The organism is Streptomyces sp. NPDC042346 (assembly GCF_055581845.1).
Genome location: NZ_JBVJEH010000001.1, coordinates 1192181 through 1215537, shown reverse-complemented (window position 1 = coordinate 1215537; position 23357 = coordinate 1192181). Strand labels below are relative to the sequence as shown.

The window sequence follows — 23357 nt, the reverse complement described above, 5'->3', positions numbered from 1 at the left end:
CCCACCATGGGCCTATGCCGATCTCCGCCGCCCAGCGCGCCGCCCTGATCACCGCCACGACCGTGCTGCTCGCCGCCGGGTGCTCGGACGGCGCGGACGACACGGCCGCGACGACGAAGCCGTCCGGCTCGGCCGGGTTCTCGGCGCTGACGGAGCAGAAGCTGGCCTGGGCCCCCTGCACGGCGCCGTCCGCCGCCGAGGGCGGCGGGGCCGCGCCCTCCCCGCTCCCCGGCGGCACCGCCTGGGAGTGCTCCTTCCTCCAGACACCGCTGGACTGGGCGAAGCCGGAGGGCGAGACCATCGAGCTGGCCCTCATCCGGGCCAAGGCCCGCGACAGCGGCAACCGCATCGGCTCGCTCCTCTTCAACTTCGGCGGGCCCGGCGGCTCCGGCATCACCGGCCTGCCGGGCTTCGCCAACGAGTACGAGTCCCTCCGCTCCCGCTACGACCTCGTCTCCTTCGACCCGCGCGGGGTGGGCCGCAGCGACCCCGTCGAGTGCGCCACCGACAAGGAGCTCGACGCGTACTACGCCCTGGACTTCACGCCCGACGACGCGGCCGAGGAGCGGACCCTGTCGGACGCGCAGAAGAAGTACGCGGCCGGGTGCGAGCAGGACGCGGGCGCGGCCCTCCCCCACGTCGGCACCGAGAACGCCGCCCGGGACATGGACCTGATGCGCCAGGTCCTCGGCGACGACAAGCTCCACTACTTCGGCATCTCGTACGGCACCGAACTCGGCGGCGTCTACGCCCACCTCTTCCCGGAGAACGTCGGCCGGGCCGTCCTGGACGCCGTCGTCGACCCCGACGCGGGGGTCGAGGAGGGCGCCCTCGGCCAGGCGAAGGGCTTCCAGCTCGCCCTGGACAACTTCGCCCAGGACTGCGTGGACCGCGGCGACGAGTGCACCCTGCCCGGTTCGAGCGTCGCCGAGGTCGAGTCCTTCATCACCGACCTGCTGGCCTCGCTCGACAAGCAGCCGATCCCGGGCATCGGCGACCGCGAGCTCACCCAGACGCAGGCCACCAACGGCATCGCGCAGACCCTGTACTCCAAGGACTACTGGCCCTACCTGGAGCAGGGGCTCGACGCGGCCGACGGCGGCGACGGCGCCCTGCTCCTCTCGCTCTCCGACTCGATGAACGGACGCTCCGAGACCGGCAGCTACAGCAACATCCAGGCCGCCAACGCCGCCATCAACTGCGTCGACTTCAAGGAGCGCTACACCCTCGGCCAGGCGAAGGAGCGGCTCGGCCAGTTCCGCGAGGCCTCCCCCGTCTTCGGCGACTTCATGGGCTGGGCGCTGGCGAGCTGCTCGCAGTGGCCGGTGCCGGGCGCCTGGGACCACCCGGACGTCTCCGCGCCCGGTTCGGCCCCGATCCTGGTCGTCGGCACCACCGGGGACCCGGCCACGCCGTACGAGGGCACGCGCGCGATGGTGAACGCGCTCGGCAAGGGCGTCGGCATCGAAGTGACGTACGAGGGCGAGGGCCACGGCGCCTACAACAGCGGCAACGCGTGCGTGAAGAAGGCCGTGGACGCGTACCTCCTGAACGGCAAGCAGCCGGCCTCCGGGACCGTCTGCAAGTGACCCGCCTCCGGGCGGCGTCGGCAGGTGACGCCCCCTAGGATGGCCGCCTTGCCGGGATCCTGGGGGAACACATGTCCATACGTGTACGCATGACGGTGCTCGCCGTCACCGGGCTGCTCGTCGCGGGCTGCACGAGCGGCGGGAGCGGAGCCGGGGCCACGGCTCCCCCGTCCACGGCCACCGGCAGCCCCACCGGGAGCGCCACCCCGCCGCCGACCACCGACAACGCCAAGCCGTCGGCGGCCGCCCCGCTCCCCGCCTCCCTCACCGGCCAGCGGCCCGACTGGAAGCGCTGCGCGGCCCCGGAGAGCGGGCAGCGGCCCGGCCCCGAGTGGCGCTGCGCGACGGTGAAGGTGCCGCTCGACCACGCGAAGCCCGACGGCGCCACGATCCCCGTCGCGCTGATCCGCAAGGAGGCCACCGACAAGGGCGGCCGGATCGGCTCGCTCCTCTTCAACTTCGGCGGCCCCGGCGCCTCGGGCGTCGACATCCTGCCGCAGGCGGCCGCCGAGTACGCGAAGCTCGGCGAGCGCTACGACCTGGTCGGCTTCGACCCCCGCGGCGTGGGCGGCAGCGCCGGCGTGGTCTGCCGGGACGACGCCGAACAGGCCGCCGCGGAGGCCTCGGTGGACCTCACCCCGGACACGGCCGCCGAGGAGGCCGCGTACCTGAAGGACAGCACCGCCTTCGGCGCCGGCTGCGCCCGCCGCTCGGCCACCGTCCTCCCCTACACCACGACCACCGCCACCGCCCGCGACCTGGACCTGGTCCGGCAGGTCCTCGGGGACGACAAGCTCCACTACTTCGGCATCTCGTACGGGACGCAGCTCGGCGGCACGTACGCCCACCTCTTCCCGGCGAACGTCGGCCGGCTCGTCCTCGACGCGGTCGTCGACCCGACCGCCGACACCGCCGGGCACGCCCGCCACCAGACGATCGGCTTCCAGCGGGCCCTGGACAACTACCTGAAGAGCACCGGCGAGGACCCGAAGACGGGGACGGCGCGGATCACGCGCCTGCTGCGGAAGCTGGACCGCGAGCCGCTGACCGTCGGCGACCGCCGGCTGACCGAGAGCCTCGCGCTCACGGGCATCGCGGTCACCCTGTACGGGCAGTCCAACTGGCCGCTGCTCACCCAGGCCCTGGCCGACGCCGAGCAGGGCCGCGGCGGCACCCTGCTCGAACTCGCCGACTACTACAACGACCGGGACGCGAAGGGCCACTACTCCACCCAGTCGCACTCCCAGCGGGCGATCTCCTGCGCCGACTCCAGCGAGCGGCCGACCGCCGCGCAGGCGAAGGCGCTGATCCCCGAGTTCCGCGGGCTGTCCCCCGTCTTCGGGGCGTTCCTCGCCTGGGACACGGCCGGCTGGTGCGCGGAATGGCCGGTGAAGGGCGAGCGGGCGACGCCGGAGGCGAGCGCCCCGGGCGCGGCTCCGATCCTGGTCGTCGGCACGACCGGCGACCCGGCGACCCCGTACGAGGGCGCGGAGAAGATGGCGAAGGAGCTCGGGGACGGCGTCGGCGTCCTGGTCACGAACAAGGGCGAGGGCCACGGCGCCTACGGCACCTCGCCCTGCGTGACGAAGACGGTCGACGCGTACTTCCTGAAGGGCACGGTCCCGAAGTACGGCACGACCTGCGGGTGAACGCACGGAAGGGCCCGGACCTCGTGACGAGGTCCGGGCCCTTCCGGTGTGGCCTAGTAGACCGGCTTCTCGGGCTCGATCTGGTGGACCCAGCCGATCACGCCGCCGCCGACGTGCACCGCGTCCGCGAAGCCCGCCGACTTGAGCACCGCGAGGACCTCGGCGCTGCGGACACCCGTCTTGCAGTGCAGGACGATGCGCTTGTCCTGCGGGAGGTCCTGGAGGGCGGTGCCCATCAGGAACTCGCCCTTCGGGATCAGGCGGGCGCCGGGGATCGAGACGATCTCGTACTCGTTGACCTCCCGGACATCGATGATGTCGATGTTCTCGCCGTCGTCGATCCACTCCTTGAGCTGCTTGGGAGTGATCGTCGAGCCGAGCGCCGCCTCCTGGGCCTCCTCGGACACGACGCCGCAGAAGGCCTCGTAGTCGATGAGCTCGGTGACGGTGGGGTTCTCGCCGCAGACCGCGCAGTTCGGGTCCTTGCGGACCTTCACCTGGCGGTACTGCATCTCCAGGGCGTCGTAGATCATCAGGCGGCCGACCAGCGGGTCGCCCACACCGGCGAGGACCTTGATGGCCTCGGTGACCTGGATGGAGCCGATGGACGCGCAGAGCACGCCCAGGACGCCGCCCTCGGCGCAGGACGGGACCATGCCCGGCGGCGGGGGCTCCGGGTAGAGGCAGCGGTAGCAGGGGCCGTACTCGGACCAGAAGACCGAGGCCTGGCCGTCGAAGCGGTAGATCGAACCCCAGACGTACGGCTTGTTCAGCAGCACGCAGGCGTCGTTCACCAGGTAGCGCGTGGCGAAGTTGTCGGTGCCGTCGACGATCAGGTCGTACTGGCTGAAGATGTCCATCACGTTCTCGGCTTCGAGCCGCTCTTCGTGGAGGATCACGTTCACGTACGGGTTGATGCCGAGCACGCTGTCGCGGGCCGACGCGGCCTTGGACCGGCCGATGTCGGCCTGGCTGTGGATGATCTGGCGCTGGAGGTTCGACTCGTCGACCTCGTCGAACTCCACGATGCCGAGCGTGCCCACGCCGGCGGCGGCCAGGTACATCAGCGCCGGCGAGCCGAGGCCACCGGCGCCGACACACAGCACCTTGGCGTTCTTCAGCCGCTTCTGCCCGTCCATCCCGACGTCCGGGATGATCAGGTGGCGGGAGTACCTGCGGACCTCGTCTACGGTGAGCTCGGCAGCCGGCTCGACCAGGGGTGGCAGCGACACGGGGACTCCGGTTGTCGGTATGTCAGTACGGTTGTTCTCCCCGTAACACTGCCACGCCCCTTCTCATTCCGAGACACCCGGTCCGATCCGCGAGACGATTTCGTCCCAGTAGCCGGGCAGCGAGTGGAATGGCGTACTTTGTCCCGCCGCCCCGGTCCGGTCGGTGAAGAAGATCGTCCCGGCCCCCTGCCAGCGGGCGACCCGCAGCGCCTCGTCGAGGTGTGTGCGCGGGACCCCGTGCACGAGGTGGACGAACTTCGCCTCCGCGTAGTCGGCGGTCCACTCCGCCACCTGTGACCAGCGGTACTCCGACCAGGCGCCGGAGAAGGTGACCAGCTGGTCGGCGGTCTCCGCGTATCCCGGATGGGGGTGGGTGCCGTGCCCGAGGACGAGGTGCGCCTCGCCGCCGAGGACGGCCTCCAGGGTCGCCGTGAGCCGCCGCGTGCCGGGCAGGTCGGCCCGGTCCGAGGGGCAGCGGTCCAGGTAGAAGCCGTCCGCCTTGTACCAGTCGAGGAAGCGGTGGGCCTCCGAGACCAGCTCCCCGAAGGGCCGGGAGCCGTAGGCGAGGTCCAGGTGCCCGAGGACCCGGACCCCCGCGTTGCGAAGCTTCCCCGCGGCCTCCAGACAGTGCGGGTCGGGACGGCTCCCCGGGCCGTCCGCGACATTGAGCACGGCCCAGTGCAGCGGGGTCCCGGGGCGGGTCAGCTCGGCCCACTCGACGGGGGCGAGCAGCGGGTGGGCGTAGCCGGGGACGCCGACCCCCAGCGCCTGGACCGCCCCGGTGGCCGCGGTCGTCGTCAGATGCGACACGCCGCCTCCATCCAGATGTCGGCGAGCGACTCCTCCAGGTTGATCCGGGGGCGCCAGCCGAGCCGGTCGCGGGCGGTCCTGACGTCGGCCTGCTGCCAGGGGCCGCAGCCGTCGGGGTACGGGTAGGGGGCGGAGGCCAGCTGGTCGGCGATGGTCCCCTCGGAGCGGGGGGCGCCGATCATCGGGCGCTGCTGCATGCCGTGCGGGGCGTCCAGCTCGTGCAGGTTGCCGGTGTAGCCGGCGACCCGGGCGAGCACGGCGGCGGCGTCCCGGAGCCGGACCGCGCGGCCGGTGCCGATGTTGACGACGCCCTGCGCGGCGGAGAGCGAGGCCGCGTGGACGGCCCTGGCCACGTCCCGTACGTCGACGAAGTCCCGCTGCACGCCGAGCCCGCTGAGCTTGAGCTCACCGTCCCCGGCCTGCATCGCGCGGCGCATCGCCTCGGCGAGGCGGCCGAGCGGGGAGCCGGCGGGGGTGCCGGGGCCGACGGGCGAGAACACCCGCAGGACGACGGCGTCGAGGCCCGAGCCGAGGACGAGTTCGGTCGCGGCCAGCTTCGACACCCCGTACGGGCCGCCGGGGCGGGGTACGGCGTCCTCGGCCGTGGAGGAGCCGGGCTGGCTCGGCCCGTACTCCGAGGCGCAGCCGACCTGGACGAGCCGGGCGCCGCAACCGCTGCGGCGCAGGGCCTCGCAGACGGTGGCGACGGCGATGGTGTTGTGCCGGGTCAGCTCGCGGGCGCCGCCGCGGGTGGCGCCCGCGCAGTTGACGACGACCCCGGGGTGGACGGCGTCGAGGAAGCGGGTCAGCGCGCCCGGGCTGCCGGAGGCGAGGTCGAAGCGGACGTCGGCGTCGTCGCCCCGGCCGAGGGCGGTGAGGTGGACGGCCGGGTCGGCGAGCAGCCGGTCGGCGACGAAGCGGCCGATGAAGCCGTTGGCTCCGAGCAGAAGCACCCTCATCGTGCGGCCCCTACGTGCCGACCGGCCGGTCCTTGGGAGTGAGGGGTCATGGTCTTGGGTCTCCTTGCGGGGTGATGAGAGAGGTGGTGGGGCACGCCCGCGGCGTCGGCTCCGCGGGTGAGCGGGGGATTCACGGGGTTACGTGGGCCGAGGCCCGGGCGAGGGCGCCGGTCGCGTGGGCCAGCAGGCCGAGCGCGGCGGCGCCGCAGACGAGGGTGGGTACGGCCCCGGGTCCCGCGGCCTCGACGAGGGAGCGCACGGGGGCGGCGAGCGCGTCGAAGCCGGGGGCGGGGATGCGGGCGGCGAGGACGCTCGCGAGGGCGAGGACCTCGGCGGCACAGGCAGCGGCGAGCGCGGCGGAGGCCGTCTCGGGGAAGCCGTGCACGGTGAGGAGCCGGGCCGACAGCAGGAGCGCGCCGAGGGCGAGGGCCCCCGGGCTGAATCCGGTGAGGGCCAGGAGGACGGTGAGGGCGAGGAGCTGGAGCGTCACGGTGCCGAGGAGCAGGGGCCGGGCTCCGGCGGCGAAGTCCGCGAGTCCCCGGCTGTCGGCGATCCGGCGGCGGGCCCGGCTCGCGAAGAGGTGGGCGCCCCAGGCGGCGGGGGCGACGGCGAGGGCGAGGGCCAGGAGGGGGCCGGGAGCGAGCGCCCAGGGCCCGTCGGGGCCGCCCGTGAGGACCTGGGTCAGGAGGCCGTCGCCGGCGACGGCGTACGCGAGGAGCCAGAGGGTCCAGAGGCGGGCGGCGGCCACGGTCCGGCCGCCGGGGGCGCGGAGCGGTCCGCGCCGGACGGCGAGGAGGAGCGCCCCGGTGAGCGCGAGGGCTCCGGCGGCGCCGACGGCGAGGCGGGCGGACCCGTGGGTGAGGGTGAGGCCGAGTCCGGCGAGCGCGGCGGCGGCGCCGGGCGCGAGGGTGGCGAGCACCCAGGGGGCGCGGACCCGCTCGCCCGGTGCCGGGGCCGGGGGCGTCGCGGTGCCGCGGGGCACGCGTACGTAGAGCTCCTCGGCGAGCGCGAAGACGTCCCGGTGCCGGAAGCGGGCGGCGGTCCGGTCGGTGAATCCCTGCGCTTCGAGCCCGGCGGCGATCTCCAGCGGGTCGACGGCGCGCTCGCACAGCTCGCGGTGCCGGTGCATGAGCACCTTGACGGGGTCGGCGGTGCCGCGCCGAGGCCGGGGCGTGGAGGCCGAGGGGGCGGGCGCCGGCGCACCCGGCCCGTCGGCCGCGGTCCGCTCAGGGGCTTCGGCCGGTACGGAGGCCTCGGTCGGCGCGAAGGCCGCGGCGCCGGGCCCGGCTGCCGGGGTCGGCCCCTCCGCCGAGGCGGGCTCCTCCGCGGCCGCCGCCCTCCAGGCGAGACCGCGCTCCGGGGCGTCGGGACGGTCGACGCCTCCGTACGCGGGCGGGTCGACGTCCTCGTACGCGGGCGGGTCGACGTCCTCGGAGGCCGACGGTTCGACGTCCTCGTCGGCCGGGCGGTCGGCCGGCGGGTCGGCCGGTGGGGCCTCGGGGGCCGGGGCTATCCCGGACGGTGCGGCGTCCAGGGCGTCCAGCGGGTCCTCGGGGGCGCGGAGGTCGAGGGTGCCGGCGTCGGCCGGGGTCAGGGCCGGGGCGCCGAGGAGGGCTTCGGAGCGGGCGTCCCAGGCTCCGGGGCTCGTGGGGGCGGCGGTGCCGCGCATGGGGGTGCCTCCTTCAGGCATCGGGGGCTCCTGTGCCCGCGGTCACGGCCTGGTGCGTCCAGCTGCCCGGCACGTGGGCCTCGGCCGGGTGGGCGAAGGGCACGCCGTCCCCGGGGCGGTGGCGCACCGGCGCGTGGGAGAGAAGCTCCAGGTAGATACCGCGGAACGCGGCGAGGTTCTGTTCGACGGTGAAGAGTTCGAGCGCGCGGGCGCGGGCCGCGGCGCCCAGCCGGTGGCGGCGCTCGGGGTCCCGGAGGAGCGCGAGGCACGCGTCGGCGAGCGCGCGCGGGTTGCGCGGCGGGACGACGAGGCCGGTGCCGCCGATGACCTCGACGACCGCGCCGACGTCGGTCGACACGGTGGCGCGGGCGCAGAACATCGCCTCGACGAGGCTGGTCGGGAAGCCCTCGACGACGCTGGAGAGGACGACGACGGCGGCGGAGGCGTAGGTGTCCTCCAGGGTGGGCGCCTCGGGTCCGCCGAGCTCCTCGAAGGTGACGGGGTTCTCGCCGACGGCGTGCGCCCCCGCGGCCTCGTCGGGGAAGAGCTGGGCGGCGAAGCCCTTGCAGTGCGCGAGGTACGCGTCGGCGGCGGGCTCGCCGGTCGGCACGGCGACGATCCGCAGCCGCACGTCGGGCTGCCGGGCCCGGAGGTCGGCGAAGGCGTGCAGCAGGGCGACGAGGTCCTTGGCGGGTTCGGCGCGGCCGACCCAGACGACGGTGGCCGGGTCGCCGCTCTCCTCGTCCTCGCCGACCTCGGCGAAGCGGTCGGCGGGCAGGCCGGGGTGGACGGTGCGGATCCGGGCGCGGTCCGCGCCGCACTTCTCCTGCCAGCGGCGGGTGTGGGCGTTGCCGGGGGTGAGGAGCGCGGCCTGCCCGTAGGTCTCGGCGGCGAGGCGGCCCTGGAGGGCGGCGAGGAGGGCGCGCAGCGGGGCGGAGTGTCCGGCGACGGCGGGCGAGAGGTAGTGGGCGCGGAGCTGGGCACCGTACTCGGTGACGAGGAGCGGAGTGCCGAAGAAGCGTTTGGCCAGGAGGCCGGGGAGGGCGGCCGTGCCGGCGGCGGTGGCGTGGCAGAGGTCGACGGCGCCGAGGGCCTCCTCCGTGTACCAGTCGAGGGAGAGCGGGCGCAGGGCGCGCTCCAGCCGGTCGGCGAAGGCGAGGTGGTCGGGGAGCCCGGCCGCGGCCGCGGTCCGGCGGGCGCCGGGGGCGCGGCAGGCGGCTTCGAGGCCGCGGACGGCGTCGTCGGAGCGGAGCGCGCCGGGCAGTCCGCCGCGCTCGCGGGCGAGGTCGGCGAGGGCGTAGAGCCCGGTGGCGAAGGAGGTCTCGTCGTGTTCGGCGCAGAGGCCGGTGGCGAGGGCGTGGAAGGCCTCGGTGAAGCGGCGGCGCTCGCGCCGTCCGTAGGCGCGGCGGGAGGCCCGGTCGTCGCCGAAGGCGGCCCGCTCGATCCGGCTCCCCGGGGCGGTGTCGGCGCCGGGGCCGCTCACGTCCCCGGTGTGGACGGTCCGGGCGTTCGGGGGCAGGGGCGGCGGGGTGCCGGTGGGGCCGAGGGCGTAGAGGTCGAACTGGTGCTGCCCGAGCCCGTGTACGAGCCGTTCGCACCAGAGTCCGGATTCACCGGTGGCGTACGGGTAGCCACCCTCCGTGAGCAGTCCGATCCGCACGTGCACACCCCCGATCTCCCTTGACGACGGCCACCGTTGGTCCGGCGACTCGCAGCGGGAAGAACGTAAGCGGAGATGTCGGTGGTGCGACGGACGGTTGTCCGTCGCACCACCGGAAGGGGTGAATGCACGTAACTTTCCCACCCCGGTCGCGTTCTGTCGCGGTACGCGTCGGGAGGGTTACGGAGTGTCAGGCAGCGGCCAGTTCCTTGCGGCGTCCCCGGCGTTCGGCCGCGTGGGCCGGGTCGAGGGACGGAACGGCGGCGAGGAGGCTCCGCGTGTACGGGTCCTGGGGTGCGCCGTACACCTCCTCGACCGTGCCCTGCTCGACGATCCGGCCGCCGCGCATGACGGCGACGCGGTCGCTGACCTGCCGGACGACGGCGAGGTCGTGGGCGATGAAGACGAGCCCGAGGCCGAGTTCGGCCTGGAGTTCGGCGAGCAGCGCGGTCACCTGGGCCTGGGTGGTGACGTCGAGCGCGGAGACGGGTTCGTCGCAGACGACGACCCGGGGCTCGGCGGCGAGCGCGCGGGCGATGCCGACGCGCTGGCGCTGGCCGCCGCTGAACTCGTGCGGGTAGGCCTCGTACCGGTCGGGTTCGAGGCCCACCCGGTCGAGCAGCTCCCGCACCCGGCCGCGGATCCGGGTCTCGTCGCGCTCCCCCGCCGCGCGCAGCGGGTCGGCGATCGACTCGCCGACGGAGCGGCGCGGGTTGAGGGAGGCGACGGGGTCCTGGAAGACCATCTGGAGCTCGCGGCGGTACGGGCGCAGCTCCCGTTCCGACAGGCCGCCGATCTCCGTACCCCCGTAACGGAGCCGGCCGCCTGTCGGATCGAGGAGCCGCACCAGCATGCGGCCGAGGGTGGTCTTGCCGCTGCCGGACTCCCCGACGACGCCCAGGGTTTCGCCCGCGTGGACGGTGAGGGAGACGCCGTCGACGGCGGTCACCGCGCGCTTGCCGCGCCCGAACTCCCGCCGCAGGTCGACCGCTTCGATGAGCGGCTCGCCGGCGGGCACGGCGGCGGCGGGCCGCACCGGCCCGTCGAGCCGGGGCACTGCGGTGAGCAGCCTGCGCGTGTACGGCTCCACGGGGGCGCCCAACACCCCGTCGACGGGCCCGCGTTCGATCTCACGGCCGCCGCGCATGACGAGCACCTCGTCGACGCTCTCGGCGGCGACGCCCACGTCGTGGGTGACGAGCAGCAGCGCCGTTCCGGTCTCGCGCCGGAGTTCGTGCAGCAGGTCGAGGATCTGGGCCTGGACGGTGACGTCGAGGGCGGTGGTCGGCTCGTCGGCGACGAGGAGCCGGGGTTCGCAGGCGAGGGCCATCGCGAGGAGGGTGCGCTGGCGCATGCCGCCGCTGAACTCGTGCGGGCGGGAGCGGGAGCGGCGGGCCGCGTCGGGGATGCCGACCCGGTCGAGGACCTCGACGGCGCGGGCGCGGGCGTCCCGGCGGGAGCCCCCGGCGTGGATCCGGTACACCTCGGCGATCTGGTCGCCGACGGCGTAGTAGGGGTCGAGGGCGGACAGCGGGTCCTGGAAGACCATCGCGGCGACCCCGCCGCGCAGTCTCCGCAGCTCGGCCGGGCCGGCGGTGGCGACGTCGATGCCGCCGACCCGTACGGAGCCGGTGACCCGCGCGCCCGTCCCCCGGTGGAGGCCGAGGAGGGCGCTCGCGACGGTGGACTTGCCGCTGCCGGACTCGCCGACGAGGGCCAGGGCGCGGCCTTCGCCGAGGGTGAGGGAGAGCCCGTCCACGGCCCGTACGGGGTCGCCGGCGCGGTCGAACTCGACGGTGAGGTCCCGGACTTCCACCAGGGGGGCTTCGTTGAGCGAGGTCACGTCAGGACCACCCTTCGGTCGGCGGCGGCGTACAGGAGGTCGGCGACGACGCCGGCGAGGACGACGGCGACGCCCATCACCATGACCACGCCCACCACGACCGGCAGGTCGATCGAGCGCACCCCGTCGAGGAGGGTCTTGCCGAGTCCGGGGATGCCGAAGAGGGACTCGGTGAGGACCGCCCCGCCGAACATGTAGCCGAGGTCGACGGCGCTGACCGCGATGACCGGCGGGACGGCGCCGCGCAGGGCGTGACGGGTGACGACGGCCCGCTCTCCCACGCCGTAGGCGCGGAAGGTGCGGATGTGGTCCTCGGCGAGCGTCTCCAGGGTCGAACTCCTCGTGAGTCGCGCGTATTTGGCGGATTCGAAGAAGCCGAGGGTCAGCCAGGGCAGCAGCATGTTCCACGCCCACTGCTCGGGGTCCTCGCCGAGGGGGACGTAGCTCGGGAAGGGCAGCCACTGGAGGTAGGCGCAGACGACCATGAGGAGCAGCAGCCCGAGGATGAAGACGGGCGTGCCGGTCGCGGCGAGGGTGAGCACGGTCAGGACGCGTTCGGTGGCGCCGCCCCGGCGCAGCGCCGAGAGCAGTCCGGTGCCGACGCCGACGACGAGCCAGACGACGAGCGCGCCGAGGGCGAGCGAGGCGGTGGCCGGGAGGCGCTCAAGGATGAGCCGGGTGACCTGCTGGTCGTTCTGGTACGAGAGTCCGAGGCAGGGCGCGTCGCAGTGGGTGACGGAGGTGCCGGTGGAGTAGTCGCGGCCGACGAACACCCCCTGGAGGAAGTGCAGGTACTGCGTGACCACGCCTTGGCCGAGGCCGAGCCGCTCGCGCACCTGGGCGATCTGCTGGGGGTTGCAGCGCTCCCCGCAGGCGAGCCGGGCGGGGTCGCCGGGCGCCACGTAGAAGAGGGCGTACACGAGGACCGAGAGCGCCAGGAGGACGAGCGCGGCACCCGCGAGCCGCTTGAGGACGTAGCGGGTCATCGGGAGTTCTCCTTACGGGTGCCCACGCGCAGCCGGCTCGCCTCGCGCGGGTCGAGGGCCGTGCGGACCGCGTCGCCGAGGACGGTGAAGGCGAGCACGGTGACGAAGAGCAGTCCGGCGGGCAGCAGGACGTACGCGGGATCGGCGCGGAACCAGGTCTGCGCGGTCGACAGCATCTGCCCCCAGGACGGGGTGGGCGGGGTGACGCCCACGCCGAGGAAGGACAGGGAGGCCTCGACGACCATGTTGGTGGGGACGAGGATCGCGGCGAAGGTGATGACGGGCGCGGCGAGCGCGGGCAGCAGTTCGCGGCGGGCCGTCCGCCACCGTCCGGAGCCCGCGAGGCGGGAGGCGGCGACGAAGTCGAGGCTCTTGAGGGTGAGGGTCTGGGCGCGCACGATCCGGGAGGTGCCCGCCCAGCCGAGCAGGCCGATGACGAGGATCAGCAGCAGCGGGCGGGGGAAGTCCCGGGGGACGACGGCGGTCAGCGCGATGGCGAGGACCAGCATGGGCAGGGCGACGAGCACGTCGGTGATCCGGCCGAGGAGGCCGTCGACCCAGCGGCTGCCGAGCCCGGCGGCGAGGCCGATGACGACGCCGAGGGCGACCTGGACGGCGGTGGCGCCGACGGCGACGAGGAGCGAGATCCGGGCGCCGTACAGCAGGCGGACGAAGAGGTCGCGGCCGGTGCCGGGTTCGACGCCGAGCCAGTGGTCGGCGCTCGCTCCGCCGAAGGAGCCGTACGGGACGCCGCCGCGGGCCGAGTCGACGAGGTCGTCGTGGTACGCGTACGCGTCCTGCCCTTCCAGGGCGGCGAGCAGCGGCGCGGCGACGGCGAGGAGGACGAGCAGGAGGAGGACCCCGGCGGAGACGAGGGCGGCGGGGCGGGTGCGGAGCCGCCGCCAGGCCTGCCGGGCGGCGCCCGTGGCGGGGGTGCCCGCCACGGGCGCCGACGGGTCGGCGAGCGGTGTGCCGGTCAGTGCGGTCACTTGACCGCGACCTGCGAGATGTCGAGGACGCCGGTCCAGTCGCTGATGACGACGTTCTTGATGTCCTTGCCGACGAGCCGCTTGTAGACCGGGTGGAAGAGGGGCACGTCGAGCGCCTGCTCGCCGATCTTCTTGTCGAGGGCGCCCCAGCGGGCGGCGGCGGCCTGGAGGTCGGTCAGCTTGTTGATCTCGTCGATCTCCTTGTTGACCGCCGGGTCGTTCAGCTGCGCGTGGTTGTAGTTGGAGCCGTTGGCGACGATCTGGCGGCCGTCGAAGATCGGCGCGAGGAACGGGCCGCCGGCCGGCCAGTCGGCGCCCCAGCGGGAGAGGAAGAGGCCGGGCGCGTCCTTGACGCTCCAGCGCTTCTCGTTGAAGGAGTTGGGCTCCTGGCCGTCGAGCTTCACGGTGATGCCGGCCTTGCCGAGGGCCTCCTGCACGGCGGTGGCGATCTCGGGGCTGGTGGCGCGGTTCTGGGCGGTGGAGTGCAGCAGGGTGACGCTGAGCCCGTTCGGGAACCCGGCCTCCTTCAGGAGCTGCTTGGCCTTGGCCGGGTCGCCGGTCTTCCCGGCCGGGAAGTGGTCGTACGGCGTGAAGCCGAAGGACTTCTGCTCGGGCAGGAAGGTGGTGGCGGGCTCGGCGAGCGCGGAGCCGCCGGCGGCGTTGACGACGCTGGTGCGGTTTACCGCATAGGAGATCGCCTGCCGGACCTTGGGGTTGTCGAAGGGCTTCACCTTCGGGTTGAAGGCGAGGTAGTTGGTGAAGCCGAAGTGTCCGGTGCCGACGCGGGCGGCGAGCGCCTTGTCGAAGCCGACCTGGGCGAGTTCGGCCGGGCCGAGGTTGGTGTCGGTGGTGACGGCGGCGGAGTCGGCTCCGGAGGAGGTGGCGAGGCGCTGGTTGATGACGGCCTCGTCGAGCCCGGACCTGACGTCGATGCGGTCCGGGTAGGCCTTGCGCTCCTCGTCGGTCTTCGGGTCCCAGTGCTCGTTGCGCTCCAGGACGAGGCGCTCGCCGTCGTTCTCGTTCTTGACGACCTTGTACGGGCCGGAGGAGACGGGGTGCTCCTCGTACTTCGCGCCCTGGTCCTTGGCCTTCGGGACCGGGGTGAACTGCGTCTGCGTGGCGACGAAGGGGAACTCGCCCTCGGGCTTCTTCAGCTTGAAGACGATGGTCCGGTCGTCGGGCGTGACGACGGACGCGAGGCCCTTTTTGTCCTTGTAGGGGCCCTGATAGGTGTCGCCGCCGACGAGCCAGTCACGCAGGTAGGGGGCGCCGCCGGAGAGTTCGGCGGCGAAGGAGCGCTCGATGCCGTACTTGACGTCGGCGCTGGTGATGGGCGTGCCGTCCTCGAACTTCAGCCCCTCCTTGAGGGTGTACGTCCACTCGGTGGCGTCCTTGTTGGGGCGGCCGATGTCGGTGGCGAGGTCGGGGACGACCTTGCTGCCGGCGGCGCCCGCCTCGCGGTTGCGGGTGGTGAGCGTACGGAAGACGAGGGAGGGGACGTTGCCGCCGCCGGAGGTGTAGAGGCGGGCGGGGTCGAAGTCGGTCTGCGCCTCGCTGTTGAGGACGGTGAGCGTGCCGCCCTTCTGCGGGGTGCCGGCGGCCGCCTTGCCGGCGGCGCCTCCCTTGGCGCCGGTGTCCTCGGGTCCCGCGCAGGCGGCGGTGCCCGAGGCCAGGACGATGCTGACGGCGGCCGCTGCCACGCGGCGCGAAATGACGGACGATTGACGCATCGGAGAAGACCTCTCGAAGAACTGCGGGCGGGGAAAAGGGAATTCCGCGCAGGCAGCGGCGAGCGGCGACGTCCGGAGAAAGGGACGGAGAACCGGAACAGCACAGGGAGAAGCCGCGCCTGCGGGAGGGAAATACCCGGGCGCGGAAAGGCGTCGGCAGTACGCGAAGACGGAAAGGCCGACGAGCGCTCGGGCTGGCGTCAGCTACAGAGAATGTCGGCCACGGCGTGTCCGGTCACGCCGATGAGCGCCAGCTCAATGGCGGCGCGATCGAAGGCGACGTGACGGTGCGACATGCCGAGAAATATGAACGAACGCACGAGCGATGTCAACGCGCAGGGAGGGTTTCCCGAGACGCGCGTCTCACCATGTGATCATCATCGAAAGAGACGGAACATCAACTTCCGGGATACACCCAGGGGTTGGGACGGCAGGCGATTCCGTCGATCCGCAGCGACTTCGTCTGCTGCTGCATCACGGGGGCGAGCGCACCGGGCGTGCCGCAGCTCACATGACCGTGCCCGAGCCGGTGTCCGACCTCGTGATTGATGAGCATCTGGCGATAGGCGTACATGGCTTTGGGTCCGAAGGTCTGAGAGCCCTGCGCCCAGCGGAACGCATTGATCATCACGCGCTCGGTATTGGCGGAATCGCAGGACACGTTGTCGACCGTCGTGTCGAGCCCCGACTTCCGGCACCACTCCCCGGTGGTGCCGGGGCTCGCGAGCGTGATGACGAACTGGGGTTCCCCGGTGGAGATCCGCTCGAAGGTCATCGCCCCTTGACCGGCCCAGCTGCGCTCGTCGTTGAGCGTCTTGTGCACGGCCGAGGCGAAGAGCGCGGGGTCGAGCCCGATGCCCTTCTCGACGTCGATCCGGTAGCGGACGAGCCGCCCCTTGCCGGGTGCCTTCTGGAAGCCCGGCACGGCCTCGAACTCGCCGGAGCCCTTCAGCTTCGGGTCGATCGGGAACTGGCGGGTCATCAACTGCTCGTACGTCGGCGCCGGGGCCGAGGCGGACGCCGAGGGGGCCGCGGGTGCGGCGGTCGCCGGGCGCGACGGGGTGATCCGGTCGTCGGAGCGGGAGGCGGAGGTGTCGCCCGAGGCCCGGTCGGCCTGCCCGTCGGCGGCGCGGGTGGTGGTCGGCGCGTCCCCCCGGTCGGCGACCTGTCCGGCGACGACGACGGCGAGGACGGTGGTGACGGCGGCGGCCGCGATACCGGTCAGGGTGCGGCCCTTGAGGACCCGGCCGGCCGATCCGTCGGCCGGAGCCTCCGGGTCGGTCGGGCTCCCGCGCCGGGGCCCGGGGATGAACGCGCCCCGCTCGGATCCGGCCGCGTCCTGCTGCTCGAACGCATCCGGCCCGAACGTGTCCGGTCCGAACGCCTCCTGCCCGAACGTGTCCTGCCCGGGCGCGGCGGCCCGGTGCGAGCCGCGCCGGCGGCCGTACCCCTCGGGAGGACGCGGGCCGCCGCCCTCGTCGTGCTGCGGATGCCCGCCCCGTACGGGACTGGTCCCGTAGGCGGGGATGCCGTACGCCGGGGTTCCCGGGGTCCCGTGCGCGGGGGTGTCGTAGGACCCGCCCCCGTACGTCTGCGTTCCGTACGGCGCCGACCCGTACGGGGACGTCCCGCGCTGGGGTGCCTGCGGCGTCCCGTACTGCGGGGTTCCGTATCCCGGCGTATCGGCGACGCTCTCGCCGCCGCCCGGCGCCCTGCGGCGGCGCCCCGTCCCCGAGGGGGCCTGCCCGGTCGCCCCCGGGGCCTGCCCGGTCGCTCCCCCGGTCTGCCCCGTCACCGTACGCGGCGGTCCGGCCGCGGCCGGCGCGGCCGTCCCCGTCGTCCGGGTCGTCCGTCCGGCCGCCGCGCGCTGCTGTTCGGTGTCGGGCACCGAGGGCACGGAGCCCTTGCGACTATGTCGTCCCACGCCCCGGATCAGCTCCCGCCGTCTTCGGCGATCAGTTCCCGCGCGGCCTGGGCGACCGTCTCGGGGTACTCCATCATCGCCACGTGCCCCGCCTCCGGCAGGGTCAGCAGGCGCGAGCCTCGGAAGGCGGCGGCCGCCTTCCGGGCCATCCGGTACGCGACGAGCTGATCGCGCCCGCCGTAGACGAGGAGCGTCGGGGCGAGCACGCGCTCGGCCTGCCGCCACAGCCCGTGCTGCCCGCCGAGCGTGTACGCGTCGACGATGCCGCGCGAGGAGCGGGCCATGGCGTCCCAGAAGTAGGGGAGCTCCAGGCGCCGCTCCATCTCCTCGACGGCGTGCCGGAGGCCCTCGTCGGAGACCCGGCCGGGATCGCCGTAACAGAGGGAGAGGACCCCGCGGACCCGCTGCTCCGGCGTCCAGTCCCGGGAGATCTTCGCGAACAGCGAGGCGACGCCGGGCACCGCGAGCAGCGCGGTGGGCAGGGCGCTGCGCTGGGCCCGCAGCTCGGGCAGGGCCGGGGAGATCAGGGTGAGGGTGCGGACCAGGTCGGGCCGGACGGCGGCGACGCGGGTGGCGACGGCGCCGCCCAGCGAATTGCCGAAGAGGTGGACCGGTCCGCGCCCGCCGGCGTCCAGGAGCCGGATGACCGCGCGGGCGTGACCGGTGACCGAGTAGTTGCCGTCGTCGGGCGGCGGGGAGTCGCCGAAGCCGGGCAGGTCGACGGCCTCGCCGTCGACCAGGTCCGCGAGCAGCGGCATGAGCGCCGACCAGTTCTGCGAGGAGCCGCCGAGGCCGTGGACGTACAGCGCGGGCGGCAGACCGGTGCGGATGCCGGGGCGGGCGCGCACGGTAAGGGTGAGTCCGGGCAGGGCGACGGAGCGGAGCTCCTCGCCGTCGGCGACCCGTACGGTGCGGATCCGCGACGCCTGCGGGGCGGCGGCGGTCCGGGTTTCCGGCAGCTCGGTCGAGGACATGGCCGCAATATTACGAGACGATCACGCGGCGGCGCGTGTGGGTGCCGTCACAAGTGCGTGTGCGGCGGGGCGCGTGTGCTCCTACGCTCGAAGGGAGGGCCATCGGAGCGGACCGCGGACCCCGCGCGCCGGAAGGAACCGCATGACTGTCGATCCGACCGAGCCGGACACATTCGCCGAGGAAGAGGTCGTCGTGCTCGACCAGGAAATCCCCGAGGCCGACGCGGCCGAGCAGCACACCGAAGTCCAGCAGCGCGAGGACGAGCACCCCACGCATATCGAGCACGAGTCGGCGAACGAGGCCGACGCGTCCGATCAGGCGCGTGTCGTCGCCCTCGACGAGGACGACTATCGCTGATTTGTTCGGTTTAATCTTGAATCGACTGTCGACCGGGGCGTCCGGTCCGTGAAATTCTGCGTTCGCACCGCGCACAGCCGGGTTACCCAAAAGTACGATGGCGGCGCGGCGCGACAGCGCGCATGGATCGAATCTTGGGAGGCCGCGTGAGCGCCATCGAGCAGACAGAGGCAGCACGCCCTCGGGGCACGCGCCTGCCGCGACGTGCCCGACGGAACCAGCTGCTCGGCGCGGCCCAGGAGGTCTTCGTCGCCCAGGGGTACCACTCGGCCGCGATGGACGACATCGCCGAGCGGGCGGGCGTCAGCAAGCCGGTGCTCTACCAGCACTTCCCCGGAAAGCTGGAGCTGTACCTGGCCCTGCTCGACCAGCACTGCGAGTCCCTCCTGCAGTCGGTGCGCACGGCCCTGGCCTCCACCACGGACAACAAGCTCCGGGTCGCGGCGACGATGGACGCCTACTTCGCGTACGTCGAGGACGAGGGCGGCGCCTTCCGGCTGGTCTTCGAGTCCGACCTGACCAACGAGCCGGCCGTGCGCGAGCGCGTGGACCGCGTCAGCCTGCAGTGCGCCGAGGCGATCTCCGACGTCATCGCCGAGGACACCGGTCTCTCCAAGGACGAGTCGATGCTGCTCGCCGTGGGGCTCGGCGGCGTCTCCCAGGTCGTGGCCCGCTACTGGCTGTCCAGCGAGTCCGCGATCCCCCGCGAGAAGGCGGTGGGTCTGCTGACCTCGCTCGCCTGGCGCGGCATCGCCGGCTTCCCGCTGCACCCGGTCGACGGCCAGCTGAGCGCCGAGGGCCACTGAGCCCCTGCCCGGGGCATTCCCGCGGGCTGTTCGCTCCTGGCGTGCTGCGGCTGAGCCGTGCACGTCCCCTCACCGGGCTAATGTGTGCAGCGTACGGCGCGGGAATTCGCGCAACGCTGACCGTTCGGAGGGACATAGCCGTGGAGGTCAAGATCGGCGTGCAGCACGCACCCCGGGAGATCGTTCTGGAGAGCGGGCAGTCCGCCGAGGAGGTGGAGCGCGCGGTGGCCGACGCACTCGCCGGCAAGGCGCAGCTGCTCAGCCTGTCGGACGAGAAGGGCCGCAAGATCCTCATCCCGGCCGAGAAGATCGCGTACGTGGAGCTCGGCGAGCCCGCCGTGCGTCGGGTGGGCTTCGGCGCCCTCTGAGTCCCGGATCTACGGGAAAGGCCCGGCGGACCGTCACGGTCCGCCGGGCCTTTCGTCTGTCCGTCGTCCGCCCCGGCATCGGGCCGTATGGCCACGTCAGGGGGTACGGGGAGGATTGCCGTCCGGGCGCCGGGGGTAGAAGGGCTACGACCGCACCACCCGCCCCGCAGCACCCGCGAGGTGATCCGCCGTGTTCCTGGAAGCCCTCGGTTCCGCCCTGCTCGGCTTCGCCCTGGCCTGGGTCGCCGTGCACCGGCTGGCCGACCGCCTCCCCTCCCGGGGGACCGTCCTCATGACCGGCGCGGTGGGCGGCGTCTTCGGCTCGCTCGTCACGCACGGAGCGCTGGGCCCCGGGCATCCCCTCGCCACCCTGATCGGTGCCGTGGCGGTCGCGGCGGTGCTGCTCTCCCTGCTGATCCGCCCGGCCTCGCGCCGACTGCGACGATCAGCGGCGGCGTGAACAGCGCCGCACGCCCCTGGAACGACCAGGAACCGCCAAGCCCCTAGGCGGCCAGGCCGAGTGCGGCCATCCGCTTGGTGTGCGCCTCGGTGATCCGGGAGAACATCCGGCCGACCTCGGCGAGGTCGAAACCGTCCGCGACACCGCCGACCAGCATCGTCGACAGCGCGTCGCGCTCGGCGACCACGCGCTGGGCCTGCGAGAGCGCCTCGCCCATCAGACGGCGCGCCCAGAGCGCGAGCCGGCCGCCGACGCGCGGGTCGGCGTCGATCGCCGCACGGACCTTCTCCACGGCGAAGTTGCCGTGGCCGGTGTCGTCGAGCACCGACAGGACGAGCCCGCGGGTGTCGGAGTCGAGCCGGGCCGCGACCTCCCGGTAGAAGTCACTGGCGATCGAGTCGCCGACGTACGCCTTGACCAGACCCTCCAGCCAGTCCGACGGCGCGGTCTGGCGGTGGAAGTCGTCGAGCGCCTTGGCGAAGGGCTCCATCGCGGCGGTCGGCTCGGCGTCCACGGCGGCGAGCCGGTCCCGCAGCTGCTCGAAGTGGTGGAACTCGGCCGAGGCCATCTTCGCCAGCTCCGCCTTGTCGGCGAGGGTCGGCGCCAGCTTGGCGTCCTCGGCGAGCCGCTCGAAGGCCGCCAGCTCTCCGTAGGCCAGCGCGCCGAGGAGGTCGATCACGGCGGCGCGGTACTGCGGCTCGGCGGATGCCGTGGCCCAGTCCTCGGCGGCGATCCCGGTCGGTGTGGCGTTGTCAGGCGTCTCCATGGAGCGCACAATAGCCCGCTCCCGCCGCCGGGAAGGCCCTGGTCAGTCAGTGTGACCGTGCCCTCATCACGTTTTCTCCCAACACACATGCGCGATTCCGGGGTACAGTGATAAAGCGCCTGCTGAGTATGCGGACATGCTTTCGCACGTTCGGACGTATCCGGTGGGCCGACTCATGAATGAGGATGCCCGGTCGGTGGCCCGATCGGCTCCGGCCCGACAGCCCTTCCGGCGGACCCCGCGGAAGGGTCACCTCAGCGGTACGACGCTCGAGCGACGGCAGTGGTCCCGTGCCACCCGGCTGTGATCTTCCCGATCCGGCCGGTGTCCCGGCACGGTACGACCCCCATCGTTCGCCTCGTACCGCGTCCACAGAAGAGGCAGCACCCTGACTACGACTTTCCGAGAACTCGGAATCCTCCCCGAGACGGCCGAAGCCCTTGAGGCCGTTGGCATCGTCACCCCCTTCCCCATCCAGGAGATGACCCTTCCGGTCGCCCTCACCGGCACCGACGTCATCGGCCAGGCCAAGACCGGCACGGGCAAGACCCTCGGTTTCGGCCTTCCCATCCTGGAGCGCGTGACCGTTCCCGCGGACGTCGAGGCCGGCCGGGCGAAGCCCGAGCAGCTGACCGACGCCCCCCAGGCGCTCGTCGTCGTCCCCACCCGCGAGCTGTGCCAGCAGGTCACCAACGACCTCCTCACCGCCGGCAAGGTGCGCAACGTCCGCGTGCTCGCCATCTACGGCGGCCGTGCGTACGAGCCCCAGGTCGAGGCCCTCAAGAAGGGCGTCGACGTCATCGTCGGCACCCCCGGCCGACTGCTCGACCTGGCCGGCCAGCGCAAGCTCGACCTGTCGCACGTCAAGGTCCTCGTCCTCGACGAGGCCGACGAGATGCTCGACCTGGGCTTCCTGCCCGACGTCGAGAAGATCATGAACATGCTTCCGGCCAAGCGCCAGACCATGCTGTTCTCGGCGACCATGCCGGGCGCGGTCATCAGCCTGGCCCGCCGCTACATGTCGCAGCCCACGCACATCCGGGCCACCTCGCCCGACGGCGAGGGCGTGACCGTCGCCAACATCAAGCAGCACGTCTACCGCGCGCACAACATGGACAAGCCGGAGATGGTCTCCCGCATCCTCCAGGCCAACGGCCGCGGGCTCGCGATGATCTTCTGCCGTACGAAGCGCACGGCGGCCGACATTGCCGAGCAGCTGGAGCGGCGCGGCTTCGCGTCCGGCGCGGTCCACGGCGACCTCGGCCAGGGCGCCCGCGAGCAGGCGCTGCGCGCCTTCCGCAACGGCAAGGTCGACGTCCTCGTCTGCACCGACGTCGCCGCGCGCGGCATCGACGTCGAGGGTGTCACCCACGTCATCAACTACCAGTCGCCGGAAGACGAGAAGACCTTCCTCCACCGCGTGGGCCGCACCGGCCGCGCGGGGGCGAAGGGCACGGCCGTGACGCTGGTCGACTGGGACGACATCCCGCGCTGGCAGCTCATCAACAAGGCGCTGGAGCTGGACTTCCACGACCCGGTCGAGACGTACTCGTCGTCCCCGCACCTCTACGAGGAGCTGGACATCCCGGCGGGCACCAAGGGCATCCTGCCCCGCACCGAGCGGACCCGTGCGGGTCTCGGCGCGGAGGAGCTCGAGGACCTGGGCGAGCCCGGCGGACGCCGTGGCCGCGGCCCGAAGACCGCCGAGCGGACCGAGCGGACCGAGCAGGCCGAGGAGCGTCCGGACCGTACGCGGACCCCGCGTCAGCGCCGGCGTACCCGTGGCGGCAGCGAGTTCGGTGACGCCCCGGCGTCGACGGCTCCGGCCGCCGCCGTGTCGGCCGCTCCGGCCGCCGCGGTGACCGAGGACGCCCCGGCCGAGTCCGGCCCGCGCACCCCGCGTCGCCGTCGCCGTACCCGTCCGGGCGGCGCCGGCGCCGCGCCGGTCGCCCAGGCGGCCCCGGTCGTGGAGTCCGCTCCGGTCGTGCGGACGGCTCCGGCTGTCCAGGCCGCGCCGGTCGTCAAGACCGCCCCGGTCTTCCAGGCCGCCGCGGCGCCCGTCGCCGAGGAGCCGAAGGCTCCCCGTCGCCGTGCCCGTGTCGCCCGTCCGGAGGCCGTGACGGCCGCGCCCGTCGCCCCGGCCCCCGTGGCCCAGGAGGCCGCCCCGGCACCGCGCCGTCGCCGTCCTCGTGTGCTGCGTCCGGTCGAGGACACCGTCTCCTTCCAGACGGTCGAGACCGCCGCGGCCGCCCTGCGGAACGCTCCGGTCGCCGAGGCGCCCGCCGCCCCGGTCGTCGAGGCCCCTGTCGAGGCCCCGGCGGAGCCGAAGAAGGCCCCGCGCCGCCGTACGGCCAAGAAGGCCGTCGCGGAGCAGGTCGTCGAGGCCGTCGCCGCGCCCGTGGTCGAGACCGTCGAGGTCACGGCCGAGGTCACGACCGAGGTCACGGCCGAGGTTCCCGCCCCGCGCCGTCGCCGTGCGGTCCGCAAGGCCACCGGTTCGCCGGTGACCGCCGAGGCGCCGGTGGCCGAGGCCCCCGTCGCCGAGCCGATCGCCGAGCCGGTCGTCGAGGAAGCCCCCAAGGCCC

20 protein-coding genes are annotated in these 23357 nt (G+C 73.5%); 7 read left to right on the top strand and 13 right to left on the bottom strand.

Annotated elements, in window-relative coordinates:
• Window positions 1–14: 14 nt before the first annotated feature.
• Window positions 15–1589, top strand: coding sequence for an alpha/beta hydrolase (locus tag ACZ6K0_RS05815; protein WP_376400455.1), 1575 nt, complete (start codon window positions 15–17; stop codon window positions 1587–1589).
• A gap of 71 nt (window positions 1590–1660) precedes the next feature.
• The gene (locus tag ACZ6K0_RS05810) at window positions 1661–3238 is read left to right on the top strand and encodes an alpha/beta hydrolase (protein WP_469227718.1); all 1578 of its coding nucleotides are present in this window, start codon (window positions 1661–1663) and stop codon (window positions 3236–3238) included.
• A 53-nt stretch (window positions 3239–3291) separates the two neighbouring features.
• Here ACZ6K0_RS05810 and moeZ read toward each other — a convergent pair whose 3' ends face one another.
• From moeZ to ACZ6K0_RS05750, 12 genes are all read right to left on the bottom strand, one after another.
• Window positions 3292–4470, bottom strand: a complete 1179-nt coding sequence (gene moeZ / locus ACZ6K0_RS05805; protein WP_376400461.1) for an adenylyltransferase/sulfurtransferase MoeZ — start codon at window positions 4468–4470, stop codon at window positions 3292–3294.
• Between the two features lie 63 nt (window positions 4471–4533).
• Window positions 4534–5280 (bottom strand): spherulation-specific family 4 protein, encoded by a 747-nt coding sequence (locus ACZ6K0_RS05800; protein WP_469227721.1) that lies wholly within the window; start codon window positions 5278–5280, stop codon window positions 4534–4536.
• The gene (locus ACZ6K0_RS05795) at window positions 5268–6239 is read right to left on the bottom strand and encodes an NAD-dependent epimerase/dehydratase family protein (RefSeq protein ID WP_376400467.1); all 972 of its coding nucleotides are present in this window, start codon (window positions 6237–6239) and stop codon (window positions 5268–5270) included. The genes ACZ6K0_RS05800 and ACZ6K0_RS05795 overlap by 13 nt, the downstream gene beginning before the upstream one ends.
• Window positions 6240–6369: 130 nt before the next feature.
• On the bottom strand, window positions 6370–7908 hold the full coding sequence (locus ACZ6K0_RS05790; protein ID WP_469227722.1) for a hypothetical protein: 1539 nt from the start codon (window positions 7906–7908) through the stop codon (window positions 6370–6372).
• A gap of 13 nt (window positions 7909–7921) precedes the next feature.
• A complete protein-coding gene (locus tag ACZ6K0_RS05785) occupies window positions 7922–9568 on the bottom strand; it encodes a glycosyltransferase (RefSeq protein ID WP_469228019.1) in 1647 nt (548 codons plus the stop codon).
• Window positions 9569–9758: 190 nt separating this feature from the next.
• Window positions 9759–11411: a dipeptide ABC transporter ATP-binding protein gene (locus tag ACZ6K0_RS05780; protein ID WP_469227724.1), complete on the bottom strand. Its 1653-nt coding sequence runs from the start codon at window positions 11409–11411 to the stop codon at window positions 9759–9761.
• Window positions 11408–12397: an ABC transporter permease gene (locus ACZ6K0_RS05775; RefSeq protein WP_376412529.1), complete on the bottom strand. Its 990-nt coding sequence runs from the start codon at window positions 12395–12397 to the stop codon at window positions 11408–11410. Before ACZ6K0_RS05775 ends, ACZ6K0_RS05780 begins: the two co-directional genes overlap by 4 nt.
• Window positions 12394–13341, bottom strand: coding sequence for an ABC transporter permease (locus tag ACZ6K0_RS05770; RefSeq protein WP_376412677.1), 948 nt, complete (start codon window positions 13339–13341; stop codon window positions 12394–12396). Before ACZ6K0_RS05770 ends, ACZ6K0_RS05775 begins: the two co-directional genes overlap by 4 nt.
• Before the next feature lie 41 nt (window positions 13342–13382).
• On the bottom strand, window positions 13383–15116 hold the full coding sequence (locus ACZ6K0_RS05765) for an ABC transporter substrate-binding protein (protein ID WP_469227727.1): 1734 nt from the start codon (window positions 15114–15116) through the stop codon (window positions 13383–13385).
• Between the two features lie 200 nt (window positions 15117–15316).
• A complete protein-coding gene (locus ACZ6K0_RS05760) occupies window positions 15317–15412 on the bottom strand; it encodes an Ms4533A family Cys-rich leader peptide (RefSeq protein WP_312846791.1) in 96 nt (31 codons plus the stop codon).
• Between the two features lie 101 nt (window positions 15413–15513).
• Window positions 15514–17040, bottom strand: a complete 1527-nt coding sequence (locus ACZ6K0_RS05755) for a DUF3152 domain-containing protein (protein ID WP_469227729.1) — start codon at window positions 17038–17040, stop codon at window positions 15514–15516.
• A gap of 8 nt (window positions 17041–17048) precedes the next feature.
• On the bottom strand, window positions 17049–18014 hold the full coding sequence (locus ACZ6K0_RS05750) for an alpha/beta fold hydrolase (RefSeq protein ID WP_376412540.1): 966 nt from the start codon (window positions 18012–18014) through the stop codon (window positions 17049–17051).
• 142 nt (window positions 18015–18156) lie between these two features.
• Here ACZ6K0_RS05750 and ACZ6K0_RS05745 point away from each other — a divergent pair, with 142 nt between their 5' ends.
• The 4 genes from ACZ6K0_RS05745 (at window position 18157) to ACZ6K0_RS05730 (ending at window position 20006) form a co-directional block, all read left to right on the top strand.
• Complete coding sequence (locus ACZ6K0_RS05745) at window positions 18157–18372, top strand: hypothetical protein (RefSeq protein WP_024759554.1); 216 nt, start codon at window positions 18157–18159, stop codon at window positions 18370–18372.
• Window positions 18373–18518: 146 nt separating this feature from the next.
• Window positions 18519–19178: a TetR/AcrR family transcriptional regulator gene (locus ACZ6K0_RS05740; RefSeq protein WP_376412543.1), complete on the top strand. Its 660-nt coding sequence runs from the start codon at window positions 18519–18521 to the stop codon at window positions 19176–19178.
• Window positions 19179–19318: 140 nt separating this feature from the next.
• Window positions 19319–19546 (top strand): DUF3107 domain-containing protein, encoded by a 228-nt coding sequence (locus ACZ6K0_RS05735; protein ID WP_030207540.1) that lies wholly within the window; start codon window positions 19319–19321, stop codon window positions 19544–19546.
• A 190-nt stretch (window positions 19547–19736) separates the two neighbouring features.
• The gene (locus tag ACZ6K0_RS05730) at window positions 19737–20006 is read left to right on the top strand and encodes a hypothetical protein (RefSeq protein WP_376412546.1); all 270 of its coding nucleotides are present in this window, start codon (window positions 19737–19739) and stop codon (window positions 20004–20006) included.
• Window positions 20007–20049: 43 nt separating this feature from the next.
• Here ACZ6K0_RS05730 and ACZ6K0_RS05725 read toward each other — a convergent pair whose 3' ends face one another.
• A complete protein-coding gene (locus ACZ6K0_RS05725) occupies window positions 20050–20772 on the bottom strand; it encodes a ferritin-like fold-containing protein (protein WP_317598878.1) in 723 nt (240 codons plus the stop codon).
• Between the two features lie 481 nt (window positions 20773–21253).
• On the opposite strand from ACZ6K0_RS05725, the gene ACZ6K0_RS05720 reads away from it, so the two are divergent.
• The coding region (locus ACZ6K0_RS05720) for a DEAD/DEAH box helicase (protein WP_469575268.1) at window positions 21254–23357 on the top strand (2104 nt) is incomplete at its 3' end.

Excerpts from the sequence above, each read along its gene's own strand:
- ACZ6K0_RS05745 (WP_024759554.1), top strand. The coding sequence starts at position 18,157 with ATGACTGTCGATCCGACCGAGCCGGACACATTCGCCGAGGAAGAGGTC.
- ACZ6K0_RS05750 (WP_376412540.1), bottom strand. The coding sequence starts at position 18,014 with ATGTCCTCGACCGAGCTGCCGGAAACCCGGACCGCCGCCGCCCCGCAG.
- ACZ6K0_RS05765 (WP_469227727.1), bottom strand. The coding sequence starts at position 15,116 with ATGCGTCAATCGTCCGTCATTTCGCGCCGCGTGGCAGCGGCCGCCGTC.
- ACZ6K0_RS05790 (WP_469227722.1), bottom strand. The coding sequence starts at position 7,908 with ATGCGCGGCACCGCCGCCCCCACGAGCCCCGGAGCCTGGGACGCCCGC.
- ACZ6K0_RS05760 (WP_312846791.1), bottom strand. The coding sequence starts at position 15,412 with ATGTCGCACCGTCACGTCGCCTTCGATCGCGCCGCCATTGAGCTGGCG.
- ACZ6K0_RS05815 (WP_376400455.1), top strand. The coding sequence starts at position 15 with ATGCCGATCTCCGCCGCCCAGCGCGCCGCCCTGATCACCGCCACGACC.
- ACZ6K0_RS05775 (WP_376412529.1), bottom strand. The coding sequence starts at position 12,397 with ATGACCCGCTACGTCCTCAAGCGGCTCGCGGGTGCCGCGCTCGTCCTC.
- ACZ6K0_RS05795 (WP_376400467.1), bottom strand. The coding sequence starts at position 6,239 with ATGAGGGTGCTTCTGCTCGGAGCCAACGGCTTCATCGGCCGCTTCGTC.
- ACZ6K0_RS05810 (WP_469227718.1), top strand. The coding sequence starts at position 1,661 with ATGTCCATACGTGTACGCATGACGGTGCTCGCCGTCACCGGGCTGCTC.
- ACZ6K0_RS05725 (WP_317598878.1), bottom strand. The coding sequence starts at position 20,772 with ATGGAGACGCCTGACAACGCCACACCGACCGGGATCGCCGCCGAGGAC.